This window comes from Halomonas llamarensis, from assembly GCF_023555005.1.
GTDB lineage: Bacteria > Pseudomonadota > Gammaproteobacteria > Pseudomonadales > Halomonadaceae > Vreelandella > Vreelandella llamarensis.
Map to the genome: position 1 here is coordinate 23,029 of NZ_JAMJPJ010000029.1, position 19,047 is coordinate 42,075.

The following is a 19,047-nucleotide window of genomic DNA, read 5'->3' on the forward strand; positions in this document are numbered from 1 at the left end:
GACTCCCAAACCCCGTGACTTCATTGATCGACCAACTCGGCATCGGCACCTGCCCCTTGGGCCTCTTCCAGCGCCGAGCGCTCATAGATGTCTCCCATCGCCACTACAATCTTGCGTGGCCCTTCGAAGGGATCCCGGGCATGGGCCGCTAACATGTTGTCGACCATCACCACATCGCCCCGGCGCCAGTCGAAACGCACCGCACAGGCTTCGTAGGCTTCTCCGACAACCTTCATCATCTCGTCGCTAATCACGGAGCCGTCGCCGAAGTAGACATTTCGCGGTAGGCGCTCCTGACCCACCATGCCAAGCAGGTCTTCTTTCACATCAGGCTCAAGGCAGCTGACGTGGTGGAGCTGCACCTGATTGAAGAACACCCGGTCACCGGTCACTGGATGGGTGACTACCGCTGGGCAGCGTGTACGTGTCTGCAGCTCGTCATCACCCAACCACTGCCACTCAATTCCCGCTTCTTTGAGCCGCGCCTCAACCTCTTCCTTGCTATCGGTTTTGAAAAAGTCTCGCCAGCTCACGTCCAGGTTGCGGGTGAAGGTGCGCACATAAAGCAGCCCTTTGCGCTCGAACTCCTCCACCACATCGGCGGGCAGTTGGCGCAACATCTCCCGGCAGTCAACGATCGGTGTGGCACCTCCCACGGGAGAGGGGAATTCGCAGAAGAACAGTTGCTTTCGCGGCCAGCGCTCCAAATGCGAGCTTTCGTTGTGATAGAGAATCATCTGGCGCTCGGGATAGGGGGTTGAACGGTAGGTATTGCGCCCCCCTTCTTTCTTGGGCAGGTCACCATAGTTGCCGTAAAGGCCCGGCTGGATAGCCTCGGCAAAGGCTTCAAATTCTTGCGGTGTAGTCAGCCCAAAGTTACGGAACAGAATGCCTGCATGCGTGCGTAAGTGTTGCTCGATAAAGTCACGCTGGGAGGTGGCCCAGGCAACCGCATCAAGGTCAGCGTCCGTCGCTTCGATCACGAGAGGAAAGACTCTTTTCTCGTCGAGCAATGCCGTTCGTATCGGTGAGTCACTGTTGGTCGAGGATCGCGCACCTGGCTGGGATTTCAGGCTGCCAAGCTTGTTGAGTTTGGAACCTTTTGAAAGGTTGTTTTGCATGGCGTGTTTCTCCATTAGGGGTAAGCGAAACTCCTCAACGGGCATGCTGGGAGCTTCCACGATCTGCGCTAGTAGCGACTGCCAGGCACCGGTCAAGTGCTCAATGGTTTCGCGTCGATACAAGGCAGTGGCATAAACCCACTCGACTGATAGTCCGGTATCACTTTCATCAACGAATACCGCCATATCGAACTTCGACTCCTGCCGGGGCTGGGGTATTACCTCCACCTCAAGGCCCGGAATTGAGAACCGCTCGGTTGGCGTGTTTTGTAGTACGAATAGGGTTTGTATGAGGGGGGAACGATCTCGCTCACGTCTGATGCCCGAAAGCTCGACAATTCTGTCGAAGGGAACGCCTTGATGATCGAAAGCATCCAGCACGCTGGTCTGTACGTGCTCGAGCCAGTGGCCGAAATCAATCTGGCCATCAGCCAAGCGAGATCGTAGTGGGATGACATTGACAAAAAAGCCAATTAGCGGCTCAACATCAGGATGGCTACGGCCAGCAACATCGGTTCCCACCACTAGATCTTGTTGACAAGTATGGCGGTGCATCAACAGCTGAAAACTCGCCAATAGAAGCGTAAATAGCGTGGCGCCACGCTGTGCGGCAAGCTTGTTCAACGCTTGTGATAGGTCTGGACTCAGTGCCATGCGCTGGGAGTTCCCAGCATGTGATACTTGGCTGGGCCTGGCGAAGTCCGCTGGCAGTGTTGAGAGCGAAGGAGCATCACTTAGATAGCGACGCCAGAAGGTTGCGCTTTGCTCAAAGGCTACTCCCGACAGTGCTTTCTCATGCCAAGCAGCATAGTCCACGTACTGAATGGGGAGATCGGGAAGCTCACTCTCTTCATCATCAATAAGCGCGCGATAGGTTGTGACGAACTCGTTGATGAAGACAGCTTCTGACCAGCCGTCGAATACAATGTGGTGAACACAGAGCAGCAGCAGATGCGACCGTGGCGATATCCTTATTACAGCGGCACGGAGAAGCGGCCCCGAGGATAGATCGAAGGCACGCTGTGCATGCTCTTCCATAAGCTGCCGGGCTTTATCACGCTGCTGGTCGCCCTCCAGGTTCACCAAGTCGACCCATTCAATCTCCATAGGGTTGCCGGGTGCGATGACTGCGATCGGTTCACCCGCTTCGTTCTCGGGATAACGGGTACGCAGTACTTCATGACGATCTACAATCACATCAAGCGTCGACTTAATCGCTTCTGCATCAAGCTGCCCTGTGAGGTTTAGAGCAGCGGACATGTTGTAGCCCGTTCGTTCGCTGGAGGAGCCTGCCAATCGATCGACCAGCCATAACCGCTTCTGGGCCGGAGATAATGGCATTTGCTCACGCCGGGTAATGGGACGCAGCGGCGTATCGCTCACCAGGTCATTCCCACTGGTAGAGATAAGGAGAGCCAATTCGGACAGTACGGGGCTCTTAAATAAGTTGCGAAGGGCCAAGCTCTGAAGACCTGCCGCTCGTATGCGTGCAAGCACCTGCAGTGCCGATAATGAATGTCCTCCTAACTCGAAGAAGTTATCGTGGCGCCCTACTCGCTCCACACTCAACACCTCTGACCAAATCCCCACCAGCGCTTCTTCCACCTCGCCCTGAGGTGGCTCGTACTGAGAGCAACTGGCCATCTCCGGCTCAGGCAAGGTCTTGCGGTCTACTTTGCCATTGGCATTCAGCGGCAGTGCATCAAGCGAGACCAGCACTCCCGGCACCATATAGTCCGGTAGCTTTTGACCGAGTGCTTCACGTAGTACGGCAGTATCGAGTTCACTGCCAGCTTGGGGCACCACATAAGCGACTAACCTAGAACCACTGGGGCCTTCTTGAGCGACCACTACTGACTCGCGCACTTCTGGCTGAGAGAGCAGTTCAGCTTCAATCTCACCAAGCTCGATACGCAGGCCGCGGATCTTCACCTGATGATCCAAGCGGCCCAGGTACTCAAGCTGGCCATCGTCACGCCATCGCACCAGATCGCCGGTGCGGTAGAGGCGTTCACCCTGCGCAAATGGATCGGCTACGAAACGATCTGCCGTCAGGGCGGTACGATTCAAGTAGCCCCTCGCTAGACCAACACCGCCCAGATAAAGCTCGCCTGCTATGCCGACCGGTACAAGATTCAGATCATCATCCAGCACCAGTGCCTTGCGCGCCCCAATTGGCTGACCGATCGGCACTTGGGACGATTGCCCAAGTCCAGAATCATCCGACCATAACGTTGGAGAGATAACGGTTTCAGCCGGACCATAGGCATTGAAAAGGTGCTCCGGCTGGCAAGCTCGGCGAATTCCCTCGAAGTCTTCACGAGACCAGGCTTCGCCACCGGCAATGCAGAGGCGCACCGGCAGGGAGCCTTCAGGCAAGCTTTGGTAGAGATGACGTAAATAAGCCGGAGGCAAATACAGCACGCTAACATCATGCTGCCGCACCAGAGTGGCTAGCGTCTCGGTCCCTAGATGTCGTCCTTGTGGTAGCACGAGGGCAGCACCTGCCAGCAGTGGAAGCAACCACTGCTCTCCAGCGGCATCAAAACTGATCGAAGCAAACTGAAGTAGCCGGTCTTCGGGCATCAGGTTGTAACGCGCCCCAATCGCCTGAAGATGCATCGCCAGAGGAGCATGACTCACGCCAATTCCCTTGGGCCGCCCGGTGGAGCCTGAGGTGTAGATCACATAGGCAAGGTGCTCGCCGTGCAGTGCCACTTCAGGGTTGATCGGCGCATGGTGAGCAACATCCAACCGATCCAACTCAATGACGTTCAGCCCATCGGCCACCGGAAACGCATCGCGTAGATGCTGTTGAGTAAGCAGCAACTTGATACCACTGTCCTCGACCATATAGGCCAGTCGATCGCTCGGGTAATCCGGATCCAACGGTACATAGGCGCCCCCCGCCTTGAGGATCGCCAGCAGCCCCACCACCATTTCGATGGAACGCTCAACGGCGATACCAACTCGGGCTTCGGGTTTTACGCCTAAGCCAACCAGATATTGGGCCAGTTGGTTGGCACGGCCGTTGAGTTCGGCGTAGCTGAGTGACTGATCTTGGAAAACTAGCGCAGTAGTCTCTGGGATCGCCGCTGTCTGGCGCTCAATCAGATTATGGATTAGAGAAATGTCAGAATATTGCTGCGTATTCTCCCCCCACTCGCTCAACAACTGCTGTTCGTCTGCTCTAAGCAGACTGATCTCACTTAATGGTTGTTGAGGCGCCGCTTGCAGATTTTCTACGATGCCTGCAATGGCGGTACTCAGGTAGTCACACAATCGCTGAGCACCGATGATACGGCTCACCTGCCCTACCAACTGGAAGCCGTGACCTAGATCGTCCACTGACATCGTGATTGGATAGTTAGTGCGTTCTTGGCCCCCCAGCACCTCCATACCTTCCCAGGTTTGAGCGATGCGTCCCTCTTGCTGAGGTGCGCTGTAACGATAGTTCAGTAGGCTCGTGAAAAGCGGCGTTCCACCGGGCAAACCGCTGCAGCGCTGCGCAAGGCCAAGACTGGCATGCTCGTGATGCAACAGAGCAGATAGAGCCTCGCGGGTTTGTCGCAAGGACTGATAGGCATCTTGAGTGCCCATTTTGATACGCACAGGGAGTGTATTGATAAACATCCCCAGAGCCCGCTCAGCACCTTCGAGGCCCTGCATACGCCCGAACAGCACAGTGCCGAACACCACATCGTCCTGCCCAGTAATTTTGCTCAGCACCAACGCCCAGGCCAAGTGGAACAAGCTTGCCGTGCTCACACCATGACGCTGCGCCTGCTGCCGCACCTGCTGGGCTAGCTCCGCCGACAAAGGAACGCGTACTTCTTCGATATCGTTGCCATCGCCACGAACGTCTAGTAGCCCGAAGGGGGCGGTCGGTTCCTCAATATCGCCCAACCGCTCTCTAAAGAAGGCTTCGTGCTCTTCCAGGCTTACCCCTAGCTGGGCCTGCGCCACAAAGTTGCGGAATGGGATCGGCTTGGGCAGTTCATCCTCACGATCTTGCTGGATCAGGGCAATCTCTTCCACCAGTAGCTCGAGGGTGGTGTTATCCATGACGAGATGGTGGCTAGGTAGTTGCAACAGCCAGCGGTTTTGCTCGGCATCGTATGCAGCTACCGCCCGTAGCATAGGCGCTCGGCGTACGTCGAGGCGATAGTGCTCGGGATCCACTTCGGCATTCAGCCGTTTAGCAACGTTTTGTGATGGGATACTATCAACGTTTAGCCATTCGAGGGCTAATTCGGCATGCCGGTAAATGGCCTGTACCGGCCGGCTTAGCCCTTCCCAAAGCACCGCAGTCCGCAGGATGTCATGCCGGTCAATCAGTTTATTGAAACAGGCAATGAATGCTTTCAACCGTTCCTGGCAATCAAAACCGAGTAAGTGCGGAGTTACATAGGCATCGCCCCTCTGCTGCAGCTGGTGATGGAAAAGGATGCCCTCCTGCAGCGGTGCTAGCGGGTAGATATCTTGAATATTGCTGCCCCCCCCCGGCACTGCCGCTTCGATCGCGCTGATCTCTTCGGCATTGAGTTCGATCAAAGGCAGCATCTCGGGCTGGATCGCCGAGCAGCCATCTGGAATGCGGTTGGGCGGTATGATGATTTCCTGCCGCTCTGATGTCTGCTTCAATGCCTGGGCGAAGGCCGCCAGTTCCGGGAATTGGAACAGCGTGCGTACCTGCGCCGTTAGTACCCGATGCCGCATTTGCTCCAACACTTTCAGAGCCAATAACGAATGGCCCCCAAGCTCGAAAAAGTTGTCGTGGCGGCCCACACTTTCAACGCCAAGTATCTCTGACCAGATTGCCGCTAACGCTTCTTCCACCTCGCCTTGGGGCGGCTCATACGGTGAGCCACTGGCTAACTCCGGCTCGGGCAAGGCTTTACGGTCTACCTTACCGTTCGGAGTTAATGGCAGAGCCTCCAAAGTAACCACCACCCCAGGCACCATATAGTCTGGTAGATTTTGTCTGAGCGTTTCGCGTAGAGAGGTAGTGTCGAGTTCAACGTCGGCTTGCGGAGTCACGTAGGCTACCAGCCTAGAACCACTAGGGCTTTCTTGAGCAGCTACCACTGCCTCGCGTATCTCTGAAAGGGCTAGCAGTTGAGCTTCAATTTCGCCTAATTCAATACGGAATCCCCGCACTTTGATTTGATGGTCAATCCGTCCCAAGTATTCAAGCTGACCATCCTCTCGCCAACGCACTAAGTCACCCGTGCGGTAAAGTCGTTCGCCCGCAGTAAAGGGATCAGCCACAAAGCGTTCCGTCGTCAGGTCAGCACGGCCCAGGTAACCCCGCGCCAAGCCTATGCCGCCTAAGTACAATTCACCCGCCACTCCGGGCGGAATCAGATTGAGCGCACTATCCAAAACGACCAGCCGCGTCGCCGCAATCGCGCTTCCGAGGAAGACCTGATCGTCCTTCACTGGATGCGTCGCGGACCAAATCGTGGTCTCGGTGGGACCGTACATGTTCCACAATTCGATCCCTTGAGTTTGCAGATCCTCAGCTAGATCAGGTGGTAAAGCCTCACCGCCGCATAGCCCCTTAAAGCCTTCCGTTAGCGGAGCCGTCATCCATGGCCAGCCTGACGAGCGCAGCAACCGCCAGCCAGAGGGTGTCGCCTGGAAAACTGTCGCTTTTTCCTTATCGAGACATTCACCCAAGGCCCTGCCATCCTGAGTCGTCTCGCGGCTCGCCAGTACGACCCTTGCGCCGCTGATCAATGGCAGATATAGCTCCAGGGCAGCAATATCAAACGATAGCGAGGTCACCGCCACCAGGATATCGTCTGAGCTAAGGCCAGGGGTTTCCTGCATGCTTAGCAAGAAGTGGCAGAGCGCGTAATGACGCACCATTACGCCCTTGGGTCGCCCGGTAGAGCCCGAGGTGTAAATCACGTAGGCGAGATGCTCAGTGTGCAGGGCCACTTCTGGGTTGGTTGACGCATGATGTGTCACATCCAACTGATCCAGCTCAATGACATTCAGGCTTTCAGCTACTGGTAACGAATCATGAATATGCTGCTGGGTAAGCAGCAACTCGATACCGCTATCCTCGACCATATAGGCCAGCCGATCACTCGGATAATCTGGGTCTAGCGGTACATAAGCACCACCCGCTTTGAGTATACCCAGTAGCCCCACCACCATTTCGATGGAGCGCTCCATCGCGATGCCCACTCGGGTTTCGGGTTTTACGCCTAGTCCAATCAGATAGTGGGCCAAGCGGTTGGCGCGGGTATTGAGTTCGGCGTAGTTGAGTGACTGATTTTCGAAGATTACAGCCACGGCTTCTGGTGTTGTCTCGACACGGTGTTCGATCAGGCGATGGATAGGCTCGACATGTGGATAGCGCTGAGTCTTCCCACCCCAGCAGGCCAATTGCTGTTGCTCATGGTCTGCCATCACCTCCATCTCACATACATTTCGTGAACCAGTCCCATCCAAGGCATCTACCAGCGCATGAACCGACCGCTGCACATACTCACACAGCCTTTGAGCCCCAAAGGATCCAGTGATTTGCATCATCAGTTCAAAGCCTTCCCCTTGGTCATCCACCGAAAGCCCGACCGGGTAATTTGTCCTTTCCGTATTCTCGACTACCTCCATACCTTCCCAGATATGGCCATCCCAGATACGGGAGGATTGGTCATCGCCATGGGAACTATGACGGTAGTTCAGCAATGCAGAAAATATTGGCATTCCTCCCTGCATAGCACTGGCCCCTTGTGCTAGAGGCAAACTGGCATGCTCATGATGTAATAACTCAGTTAACGCAGAGTGCGTCTGATGCAAGCATTCCTCGACATCCCTCACTCCCATCCGTATGCGTATCGGCAATGTGTTGATAAACAATCCCAGGGCACGTTCAGCGCCCTGACCGCTTTGCATGCGTCCATATAGCACGGTACCGAATACCACATCCTCCTTGCCCGTGATTTTAGCCAGCACCAGCGCCCAAGCCACGTGAAAGAGTGTGGCAGCGCTGACCCCATGTCGACGCGCCTGAGACCGCAGACGTAATGCCAGTGACGTATCCAAAGACATCTTGGCTTCTTCAATCGTAGTGCCATCACCCCGCGCGTCCAGCAAGCCAAATGGGGCCGTTGGTTCATCAACATCGCCCAGCATCTTTTTGAAGAAAGCTCCATGCTCGGCCTGACTCACCCCCAAGCGTGCTTGCGCTACATAGCGCCGGTAGGGCACGGGTTCAGGTAATGCCTCCGGCCTTCCCTCCTGAAGCAATGCGATTTCCTCCGCAATACGCTCCAGCGTAGCGTGATCCAACACTAGGTGATGGATGGGTAACGACAGCAACCAACGCTGGTTCTGCGGATCAGCAGCACCAATCGCGCGCATCATCGGCGCTTGACGCACATCCAAACGATAGTGGCTAAAATTAATCTGGCTATTGAGTCGTTCAGCCACACTCATGCCATCAGATAGGGGCGTTTCTTCTAACCATTGGAGGGACAATTCAGCCGACCTGTATACAACTTGAACGGGCTCCTTTAATCCCTCCCAAACCACAGCCGAACGCAAGATGTCATGACGGAAAATGATGTGATTCAAACTGTCGATAAAACGTTGCAAGCGATCCTTAGTGTCGAATTGCAAAAGGCAATGGAAAAGATACGCGTCGCCCTGAGACTCCAACAGGTGATGGAAGAACATACCCTCCTGAAGTGGTCCAAGCGGATAAATGTCCTGGATGTTGGATGCCCCTCCCGGCACCATTATTTCTATGTGCCTGAGTTGCTCCTCATCAATATCCATGAGGGTAATCATGTCAGGCTCAAGCGATTGACATCCCTCAGGGATACGGTTAGGCGGAACGGTCACGACCGTTTGCCTTTGATCATTAACAACTGCCCGGACAAACTCGGAGAAAACGGGATTCTGGAACAGCGCTCTTACCGATACTGACCAGCCTTGAGCGCGCATTCGCTCCAGCAAACTCACTGATAGTAGCGAGTGGCCTCCCAACTCGAAGAAGTTGTCGTGGCGGCCCACCCGCTCGACACCAAGGAGGTCGGACCATATCTCCGCCAGCGTTTCTTCAAACTCACCCTGAGGCGGTTCATACTGTAAGCTGCTAGCCAAATCCGGCTGGGGCAATGCCTTACGGTCTATCTTGCCGTTCGGGGTGAGCGGCAACGCCTCCAGAGTGACCATCACTCCAGGTACCATATAATCGGGTAGCTTTTGTTCTAGCGCTTCGCGCAGAGAGGAGGTATCGAGTTCAACATCGGCTTGGGGAACTACATAAGCCACTAGCCTAGCGCCACCGGGAGCTTCCAGGGCGACCACCACCGCCTCTTTCACGGCGTGTTGAGACTGTAACTGGGCTTCGATCTCCCCCAACTCGACACGAAAGCCACGTACCTTGACCTGATGATCCAGGCGGCCCAGATACTCTAACTGCCCATCCGATCTCCAGCGCACCAGATCGCCGGTGCGGTACAACCGCCCTCCTCGTGTATCAAACGGATCGGCGACAAAACGTTCGGCCGTCATGCCCGGGCGGTGTAGATAACCGCGAGCCAGTGCCACTTCCCCGACGAACAACTCACCATTGACGCCTATCGGAACCGGAGTGAGTTCCTCGTTGAGGACGAGCAGTTTCGCACCTGCCGCCGTTTTACCAATCGGTGGCAGCTCGCCCGTCCCACTATCTACCTGATGACTACTGACAACATGCGTCTCTGTCGGCCCATACTGATTGATCAACGCACATTGCGGTTCCTGTGTTAACCAACCTTTCAACGTGTCGGTAACCTTCAACTGCTCCCCGGCTGTAATGAGTTGTGTCAGTTGAGGCAGCCTGATATTGGCTGTTCTAGCGGCCTCAACGAACGCCTTGAGTACGGCATAGGGTAGGAACACTCGTTCGACCTTCTGCCGAAGAATGACATCGATCAGACGTGAGAAGTCATACCGGTCTTCACTGACGGTCTGCACTAGGCAGCCCCCCGTACTGAGCGTGGTCATAACCTCCTGAAAACCGACATCGAAACATGGCGAGGCGAACATCAACGTACGGTATGCACCAGGAAAATGTGCTTGGTGCCAGGCAATCAATTCAGAAATCGCCTGGTGTCGCATGGTGATGCCTTTTGGCTTGCCCGTAGAGCCTGAGGTATACAATACATAGACGAGGTTATCGCCATGCAGCGGTATATCGGGGTTAGTGTCGAGTTGCTCCCGACAATCCTGCCGATCCAGTTCGACCACGATCATGTGGTCTTCTATCGGTAATGCTGCGACCAAGGGCTGCTGGGTCAGCAACAGTTCTATGCCGCTGTCCTCCAGCAGGTAAGCCACCCGTTCTTTGGGATAGTGGGGGTCCAGAGGAACATAAACACCGCCAGCCTTGAGAATACCCAGCAGCCCCACCACCATCTCGATGGAGCGCTCCACAACGATGCCGACTCGCATCTCAGGCGTTACGCCCAGATCGAGCAAATGGTGGGCCAAACGGTTGGCTCGTGTGTTGAGTTCGGCATAGGTGAGCTGCTGGTTACCAAAGACCAGCGCCAAGGCGTCAGGACACTCTTTCACCCGAGCCTCAACCTGCCTATGGACAGGGCCTCGATCGGAATAGGGCTGGGAAGTGACACTCCAGCGAGCCAGTTGCTGGTGCTCGATTTCAGGCAACAGTTTTATGTCGCCGATTGCCTGCGCGGGTAATGCAACCAGCGCTTTTAATACAGCTTGGAAATGCCCTGCCAGACGCTCAATGGTGTCGGGCTCGAAGAGTTCCGATGCATAAACCATGCTGAATTTCAGCTGTCCATCCAGGGACTCCCGCGCTTCCAGCATCAGGTCGCACTGAGCATCCTGCTGCAGAAGCCTCAAACCAGTCAGCGTCAAGTCAGGCAATGTCTGTAACGCGCGCTGATCCTCTTGCCGATAGTTGAACATGACCTGAAATAGGGGGTTGTGATTCAGGCTACGCTCAGGTTGTAGTGCTTCCACCAACTGCTCGAAAGGTAAGTCTGGATGTGTCAGAGCACCGAGCACAGCATCTTGGCACTGCATCAAGATCGTCTCGAGTGAGTGGCGACTATCAATATCATTACGCAACACTAAGGTATTGACGAAAAACCCGATCACGCCCTCGACTTCCTGACGCTGCCGATTGGCCATCGGCACTCCCACGCGAATCTCTCGCTGTCCGCTATATCGATGCAACAAGCCTTGGAAACCTGCCAAAAGCACGGAGAAGAGGCTCGTGCTCTGACTTTCCGCGAGCCTGCGCAGGGCTTCTTGAAGTTCTTCAGAAAGAGAAAACTCATGCTGACCGGCACGCTTAGCCGTCGACGCTTGACGGGGATGATCCGTTGGCAAGTCCAACACAGGGTGCTCACTGCCAAGCTGTTGTTGCCAATAAGCAAGCTGTCTCTCACCCTCACCGGCTGCCAGCCAGTCACGCTGCCAACTTGCGTAGTCAGCGTATTGGACACGCAACTCAGGCAACTGAGCAGGCTCACTACGAATATGGGCGCGGTAAGAAGCCACCAACTCATCGAGCATAATCTGCATCGATACGCCATCGGAGATAATGTGATGCATGACAACGACCAAGGCATACACATCGTCGCTCACACGCAGCAACGCCGCTCGCAACAAAGGGCCTGTTGAGAGATCAAACGGCTCATCATTTATCCGCCGTATCGTGTCATCCTCACGCTGCTGAGCCTCCTCAGCCGACATGCCACGAAAATCAGCGACTTCCAGGCCAAAGGAAACGTCAGGTCTAATTAACTGATTGGGAACCCCCTCATCGTCAACGTAAAACAAGGTACGCAGCGACTCATGCCGTGCTATCAAACCGTCAAAAGCATCATGCATTGCTGCAGTGTTCAATTGGCCTGATAAACGCAGGACGCCACCGATATGATAAGCAGTGCTCTCAGGGTCTAGTTGCCATAAGAACCATAGGCGTTGCTGGTCATGAGAGAGAGGCAGTGGCTCAGCACGACGCGCAGTTGACAATACCGGGATAGGCAAACGACCCAAATTGGTATTATCATTTCTTATGCACTCGACTTCCTTCGCCATAGCAGACAGTGAGAAATGCTCGAAAACTGACTTAACTGAAAAATCAATCGCCCAATGCTCGCTAATGCGTGAAGCCAACTGCACCGCCGCCAGAGAATTACCACCACTAGCAAAGAAGTGGGAATTGCTCCCCAGTGGCGTTACCTGGTCATCGCCCAGCACTTGGCGCCAGAGCGCCGCTAACGTCTGCTCCGTTTCGCTCCCAGCTTCTGCGGAAGAGTGCGATGACTCTCCACCACCAGCGCCCTCATCGTCGCCGCCGCTGACAAAATGCCCAAAGGCGTGAATGGCGTAGGCATCCAGGCTGCCCGCCTCCCAGCCTTGGCGGCAGGCGCTACGCTGTAACTTGCCGCTGGAGGTTTTAGGCAGGCCACCGGGGTTGAGTAGTAGTGCGACAGAAAGCGGCTCATGGCAGGCGGACCCCACCGCTTCCCTTAGTGCCTCGACCAACTTCTCGGCGGGCACCAGTTTCTGCATACCGCGGGAGACTTCTGCCGCCACGCCGATCCCCTCGGCGCCTTCCGGGGTAGTCACAGCAAAGGCCGCTACGCGCCCTTTGCGCACCGCTTCCACCTCGGCTTCGATAGCGCTCTCGATATCCTGGGGGTAGACGTTATGGCCGCGCAGAATGATCAGGTCTTTAATACGCCCGGCGATATACAGCTGCCCTTGGTGCAAAAAGCCTAGATCGCCGGTACGTAGCCAGCGATCGTCTTGGGCCTCGTGGCCCTGCGCATTGGTTTCGTGAGCGTCGCTATCGTGAGCCTCGGTACGTTGCCAGCTAACGCCATCCCGGGTAACGAAAGTTTTGGCCGTGGCTTCGGGGTTTTGCCAATACCCATGCGCCACGCTGGGCCCATTGACCCAGATCTCGCCGACGTCGCCTTCGGGCAGGGAGTGAAGCCCCTCTGGATCAACAATGTCGATTGCGTGACCTGGTTCCGGCGTGCCGCAGCCCACCATCGTGTTGCCTTCAACCGCTGAAGCGGCCTTCCCCTCGGCCAGCGCCTGTTGCGAAAAAGTCGTGCCCACCACGCCTGTACCGCGTGAATTACAGCTGACCAATAGCGTAGCTTCGGCCAAGCCATAGCAGGGGGCTGCGGTGTCCGCGACAAAGCCCGCTGGGCGGAAGCGTTCAATAAAACCAGTGAGGGTTGTGTGGCGTACCGGCTCGGCGCCAGAGAACGCGACCCGCCAGCAGGATAAATCAAGTGTCTCAATCTGCTCGTCGCGAATACGCTCAAGGCACAGCCGATAGGCAAAATCCGGGCCACCGCTCATGGTGCCCCGGTGGCGGGAAATCGCTTCCAGCCAGCGTACCGGCCGCTGCAAAAAGAAGGTGGGGCTCATTAATACCAAAGGAATACCGCGATAAATGGGCTGTAACAATCCGCCGATCAGGCCCATATCGTGGTAAAGCGGTAGCCAGCTTACACACACATCGTCGGCACTCACCGAGAAGCCTGTCTCGATAGCGCGCTCGTTGGCCATCAGGTTGCCATGGCTGACCATAACGCCTTTGGGCGCGGCCGTGGAGCCTGAGGTGTATTGCAAAAAGGCGATATCATCATGCTTTGGGCGATGTTCGACCCAATGGTCAGCGTGGGCCTCGTCCACTGCATCCACGGGGATTAATTCAGCGCTACCAAAGTCCTTTCCTGCTGAGGCGACCAACTCAATAATCGTCGAAGAGGTGAGCACACAAACGGCCTGGGAGTCGGTGGCGATAGCAAATAAACGTGCCAGATGCTGCTGTTTGGCTGATTCCGGCGGGAAGACCGGCACGGCAATCACCCCGGCATACAGACAGGCAAAAAATGCCACCACGTAGTGCTCGTCGTTATCCAGCAGAATCAAGGCACGCTCACCCGCCGGGAACCGCTGCTGGAGCTCGCTGGCCAGGGCACGCGAACGTCGCTCCAGGGTGGCGTAGTCAAACGTAGTTTCGCCTTGAGCGTTCACCACAGTCAGTGCCCTGTCGCTCGGCCTTTCCCGAGCTAAGCGACTTAGATGCTCGACGAAGCTGTGGTTAACAGCGTTGTGGGATGGGTTATTGAAAGCTGTCTGCGCGTGCCTTGTATTCATATGCGTACCTGCTGGAGCTCCTGGCCGTGGGGTGAGGCGTTATGTTCAGTCTTTGGAGAGGTTGCCGTGGCCTTCCGCCATGGCGACGACGACTTTGCGCGGTCCTTTGAACGGCGTACGCGCATGGGCAACCAGCATGTTGTCGAGCATCAACACATCACCCGCTTGCCAGGGGAACATCACCGTTTCTTCGGCCAGTACACCGCGGATCTCATCGAAAATGGCATCGTCAATGGGGCTGCCATCAGCAAAGAAGACGTTGCGCGGCATGTCTTCAGGCTCGAGCAACTCTTCGAGCGATTCACGCACTTCTGGCTGCAGGTTGGAGACATGGAATAGATGGCCCTGGTTAAACCACACCTGCTCACCAGTGACCGGATGGGTCTCTATGCTTTGGCATAGCTGGGTGGTGCGCAGATCGCCGTCGGGTTTCCACTCGCAGCGAATCCCCGCGCGCTGGCAGAACGCCTCCACTTCGGCGCGGTCTTCGGTGTTAAACACCTTTTGCCAAGGCATATCGAAATCGCCGTAGTTGCGTACATAGAGAATGCCGGGGGCAAAGCGCTCGCGGATCTCTGCTGGCATACGGCGGTAAATGGCGCGGCTATCGGCAATCGGCGTCTCTCCCCCTTCAGGGGAAGCGGTGACACAGTGGAACCAGATTTTCATCGGCCACTCGCGGGTATAGGCCTGCTCGTTGTGGAGGGGGATATGTTGGTGAGCGGGGTATTCGGTGGAGGTATAAATGCCCGATGACACCGCTGAACGTGGGGTGGACGCGAACTCGTATCTCAGCAGCGGATGACCAAACGCAGCGGCAAACTGCTGAAAATCGTCAACGGAGGGAACATCGAAACCTCTTAGTAGCACGCCGCCCACCCTGACCACCAGGGACTCGATATCCGCACGCAAATCGCCGAAGGCTTCCAGCAGCGGCTGCCCTGGGTAGGTGGGGGAAATCATAATGGGCAGCTCTGAATCAGTTGGCCCCTGACGTTTGGATATGGTGTTGGCTGGTTGCGTTGGTGCTGTGCTTTGGCTATCCATTATTGATCTCCAAAAAAGACGTTGAGTAGCGTTCGCTCTGGGCATACCCCAGGGCAGCGGCATAGCCACTCGGCGCGGGCAGCGGCCATGCTTGTAAAGGTGATAAAATGGGAAGCGAGTGCTCAAGACAGTAGCTAGTAGGCGGCACTGGAGATGGGCTAACTGAGAGCGCTTGCAGGTGGTCAGCGATTCCTAAACCCAAGGTTTTGAGCACCGCTTCTTTAACTACCCAGCGTTCCATAAAGGGCAGCTCGGCGCCGTAAATGTGGTCGCGCTGCTCGCTCGGCGATAGCATCAGCCCGTGCAGCGGCGCCAGTTCGGCTTCGGGCTGGCGACGCTCAATATCGACCCCCACCGCACCACCGGGAGCTAGCGCGATCAAGGCGACATTGCCAGAGTGGGAGACATTGAAGGCAGGCCCATCACCGCCTTCCAACTCGGGTTTGCCGTAGGCGTTCCGGGTGAACATCAGCTTGTCTGGCGCTATACCGGTGTGCGCGAATAGCAGCCGCCGCAGGGCAGCGCGTGTCGCCACGGCACGCACGACATCGGCGTGATGACGAAACCGCTGGGTGCGCTGCCACTCGGCTCGGCTCAGCAGCCGAGCATCGTCGTCGGCTACCGGGGCATTCAGGTCGAGCGCTAAGCACCAAACCTTAAGCCCTTCGGGCACCCCGTCAGCTAACCGAAGGCGCTGCATAAAGCACCTCCTCTAACCGCAGGGTCAGCGTCTGTTCGATGGCCGCCAGCACTTCTGCTTGCTGCTGGCGGATAAAGAAGTGCCCTCCCTCGAACCAGCTTAACGAGAACGCCCCGCCCGCTTCGCGCTGCCATGCTTTCAGACGCACCTTCTCGATATCATCGCCGAAGCCTGCGAAAACCTTGACCGGGTAGTCGAATGGCACACCGCCGCGATAGCGAAAACTGCGACAGAGACGGTAATCCGCCGCCAGAACACCGAGAGTAAGGCGCATCAACTCAGAATTTTCGAACACTTCCTCTGGAGTGCCGCCCTGCTGGCGTAGATCCGCAATCAGGGCTTTGTCATTATCCAGCCCCGCCAAACGCTCTGGGTCGCGCATTGAAGGGGCCGCGCTACCCGAAGCAAATAGCATCCGTGGCTGAGGGCGCCCTACATCGCGCAGGCGTGCTGCTATGCCGTAGGCCAGCAATGCCCCCATGCTGTGGCCAAATAGGGCAAAGTCGCCGCGCATCAGTGTTGCCTGCTCTTCACAGAGCCTTACGACCTGGGTTTCGAAGTCGTCGATCAGCGGTTCGCCCAGGCGCTCACCACGCCCCGGTAGTTCAACGGGGCACACCTCAATCCACGCGGGTAGTTGGCGCTTCCAGCGCAGATACATGGTGGCGCTGGCCCCAGCACAGGGCAGGCAGAGCAGTTTCAACCGTTTAACCTGCATCCACCTGCTCCGCCTCGACGCTGGCCTGCTCATCCATCCACTGGCGCAGCGAGAGTGGCCGCATATCGGTCCAGGTCTTTTCGACGTAGGCCAAGCAGGTTGGCTTATCGCCAAGCACGCCGGTATCCGTCCAGCCGGCAGGAATCGCCTTCCACTCGGGCCATAAGGAGTACTGCTCTTCGTGGTTGACTAATACGCGGAAAACACCATCTTCACGATCAAAACAGCTTGTCATAGGACTAACCTCACCGTTGCATAAGAAATAAGAAACAAAACGCAATTGCTTCTCATTACTTAATGACGAGTGGGGCATATAAAAATTTAAGGCGGGGAGGAAGAAAGTAAAAAAATACGCAGGGGAAAACAACTCTTGCGCTTAAACCGTGAAAGACGTTAAACCATCAATGAGGAAAACCAGGGAACAAAAAACGGAAGGGGAAAAAAGTAGCGATTTGTCAGCCGCGCTCATCACTGCGCGGAATCATTCCCGTTAGCAACCATAGCTGTTCGGCTTCATGAAACACTCGGCGATGCTGGGAAGACGCCGCTAACCACGCATGCAGCGCTTCGCGGTCAGTTTCGCTCAACGTCTGATCATGCTCGCGCATCAGCCAGTCTAGCGCCGTTTGCCAAACGGCATCGTCGCCACTGTCGTTATCCATTGTGACTATCAAACCTCGCTACTACTGCTTGCTATTTACCACCGGCATTGCTATCGACTTGGTTAAGCGTCGAGGATTTTCAACGCCATAGTTGTTCGTTGGCAGTGTAACAAAGCGAGCACAAAGGGATATATTAAATGGCTTTACCGCCCATTCAACGATCGGCGGCAGTGGGTAAGCGCATCGCGAATCATAAAGTTAACCAGAGTGGTGGAAATACCTAACTGTTGAGCCACTTCCCGCTGGGTATGACTTCCCGAGCGATAGAGCTCAAAAGCACGTCGCGTCCGCTCAGGCAACTCATCCAACGCTTCCACCACCTGGGCCAAGGCCTGGCGATCAATCGCGATTACCTCTGGAGAGAATGACGCGTAAGAGACAATATCCCCCTCTTCTTCTTTGGCAAACAGCGTTGACTCAAACGCCGAACGGCGGCAGCGGTCAATGGCGAGGTTGCGTACCACACGTGATACGTAGGATATGGGCTGCTTCACTTCAAAAAGCGTGGTTGCTTCTAAAATTTTTAGATAGGCATCCTGCACCACATCATCGGCCTGATCAGCATTACCCAGCACTCTGGCGGCGACACAGCAGAGCCTGGGCCGCTGATTAGCGAAAATATCTTCTAACTCAGCGCTCCAAATCTGGGTATCCACAGCTTGGTCTCCTGCCTTGAGCAACGCCACGGAATAAATATCAATAGTTATTATTTGCATTAAATTGTGGTAAGTCAATAGATGAGAACTCACCCGCTGTTTATAACGATATGTTTGTTGGTAGAGCGGCTGGTTTATCTGCCTCAACACTTGCTACATGATTGCCACCAAAGTCTCTGCAACCTCGCTCGGTGGAGGCATATACGCCTCTCAGTGACAATCTCGTCACTGGGCAGTGCGAGCAGTAGGCATGCTAGACTACTGACCATATCGCTGTTTTTGTTCTGGAGGCCAGCCGTGCCGGATACCCACCGCCGTAAGCTCCCCATCGGGATTCAGACGTTCTCGGATATCCGCGAGGGCAACTATTACTACGTTGATAAAACCGCGCATATCGAACGTTTGGTTAACCAGAACAAATACTATTTCCTCTCGCGGCCGCGCCGCTTCGGCAAAAGCCTGTTGCTGGATACCCTGCGCTGCCTGTTTGAAGGCCGCCAAGCGCTATTTGAAGGGCTCTATATTCATGATAGGTGGGACTGGCAGCAGCGCTACCCGGTGATTCGTATTAGCTTTGCCGATGGAGTGATGCAGAGCCGTGAAGGGCTGGACGAGCGTATTCGCGAGCAGTTAAGGGTTCAACGCGAGCAGCTCGGCATTACTCAGCACCATAAAACTGATATCCCTGGCGAGTTCTCAGCTCTCATCCGCGCCGCCCACCAGCAGCATGGTCAGCGGGTGGTTATCCTGATTGACGAGTATGACAAACCGATTTTGGATAACATCCTGGCCCCCGAGCGCGCCCGGGAGCTGCGCGAGGGCTTGAAGAACCTCTACAGCGTTATTAAAGACGCTGACCCCCACTTGCACTTTGTGCTACTGACCGGCGTGTCCAAATTCAGTAAGGTCAGCCTTTTCTCGGGCTTGAATAACCTCAACGATATCACCCTGGATGCTCCCTTCAGCACGCTTTGTG

8 protein-coding genes are annotated in these 19,047 nt (G+C 55.7%); 1 reads left to right on the plus strand and 7 read right to left on the minus strand.

Going from position 1 to position 19,047, the window contains the following annotated elements; genetic code table 11:
• Positions 1-20 precede the first annotated feature (20 nt).
• The 7 genes from M8006_RS14255 to M8006_RS14285 all read right to left on the minus strand — a co-directional run bounded on the left by M8006_RS14255 (position 21) and on the right by M8006_RS14285 (position 18,071).
• Positions 21-14,288 carry a non-ribosomal peptide synthetase gene (locus M8006_RS14255; protein ID WP_284047067.1) on the minus strand — a complete coding sequence of 4,756 codons (14,268 nt, stop codon included), beginning with the start codon at positions 14,286-14,288 and terminating at the stop codon, positions 21-23.
• A 45-nt stretch (positions 14,289-14,333) separates the two neighbouring features.
• Positions 14,334-15,335: a TauD/TfdA family dioxygenase gene (locus M8006_RS14260; RefSeq protein ID WP_250083319.1), complete on the minus strand. Its 1,002-nt coding sequence runs from the start codon at positions 15,333-15,335 to the stop codon at positions 14,334-14,336.
• Entirely contained in the window at positions 15,328-16,035 is a 708-nt protein-coding gene (locus M8006_RS14265; protein ID WP_250083321.1) for a 4'-phosphopantetheinyl transferase family protein, read from the minus strand. Before M8006_RS14265 ends, M8006_RS14260 begins: the two co-directional genes overlap by 8 nt.
• Entirely contained in the window at positions 16,013-16,753 is a 741-nt protein-coding gene (locus M8006_RS14270) for a thioesterase II family protein (RefSeq protein WP_250083324.1), read from the minus strand. The genes M8006_RS14265 and M8006_RS14270 overlap by 23 nt, the downstream gene beginning before the upstream one ends.
• Positions 16,743-16,988 carry an MbtH family protein gene (locus M8006_RS14275; protein ID WP_250083325.1) on the minus strand — a complete coding sequence of 82 codons (246 nt, stop codon included), beginning with the start codon at positions 16,986-16,988 and terminating at the stop codon, positions 16,743-16,745. Before M8006_RS14275 ends, M8006_RS14270 begins: the two co-directional genes overlap by 11 nt.
• A gap of 220 nt (positions 16,989-17,208) precedes the next feature.
• Complete coding sequence (locus M8006_RS14280; protein ID WP_250083327.1) at positions 17,209-17,415, minus strand: FecR/PupR family sigma factor regulator; 207 nt, start codon at positions 17,413-17,415, stop codon at positions 17,209-17,211.
• A 143-nt stretch (positions 17,416-17,558) separates the two neighbouring features.
• A complete protein-coding gene (locus M8006_RS14285) occupies positions 17,559-18,071 on the minus strand; it encodes an RNA polymerase factor sigma-70 (RefSeq protein WP_250083329.1) in 513 nt (170 codons plus the stop codon).
• A gap of 297 nt (positions 18,072-18,368) precedes the next feature.
• On the opposite strand from M8006_RS14285, the gene M8006_RS14290 reads away from it, so the two are divergent.
• Positions 18,369-19,047, plus strand: a 679-nt coding sequence (locus tag M8006_RS14290; protein WP_250083331.1) for an ATP-binding protein, incomplete at its 3' end; no start/stop codon positions are given.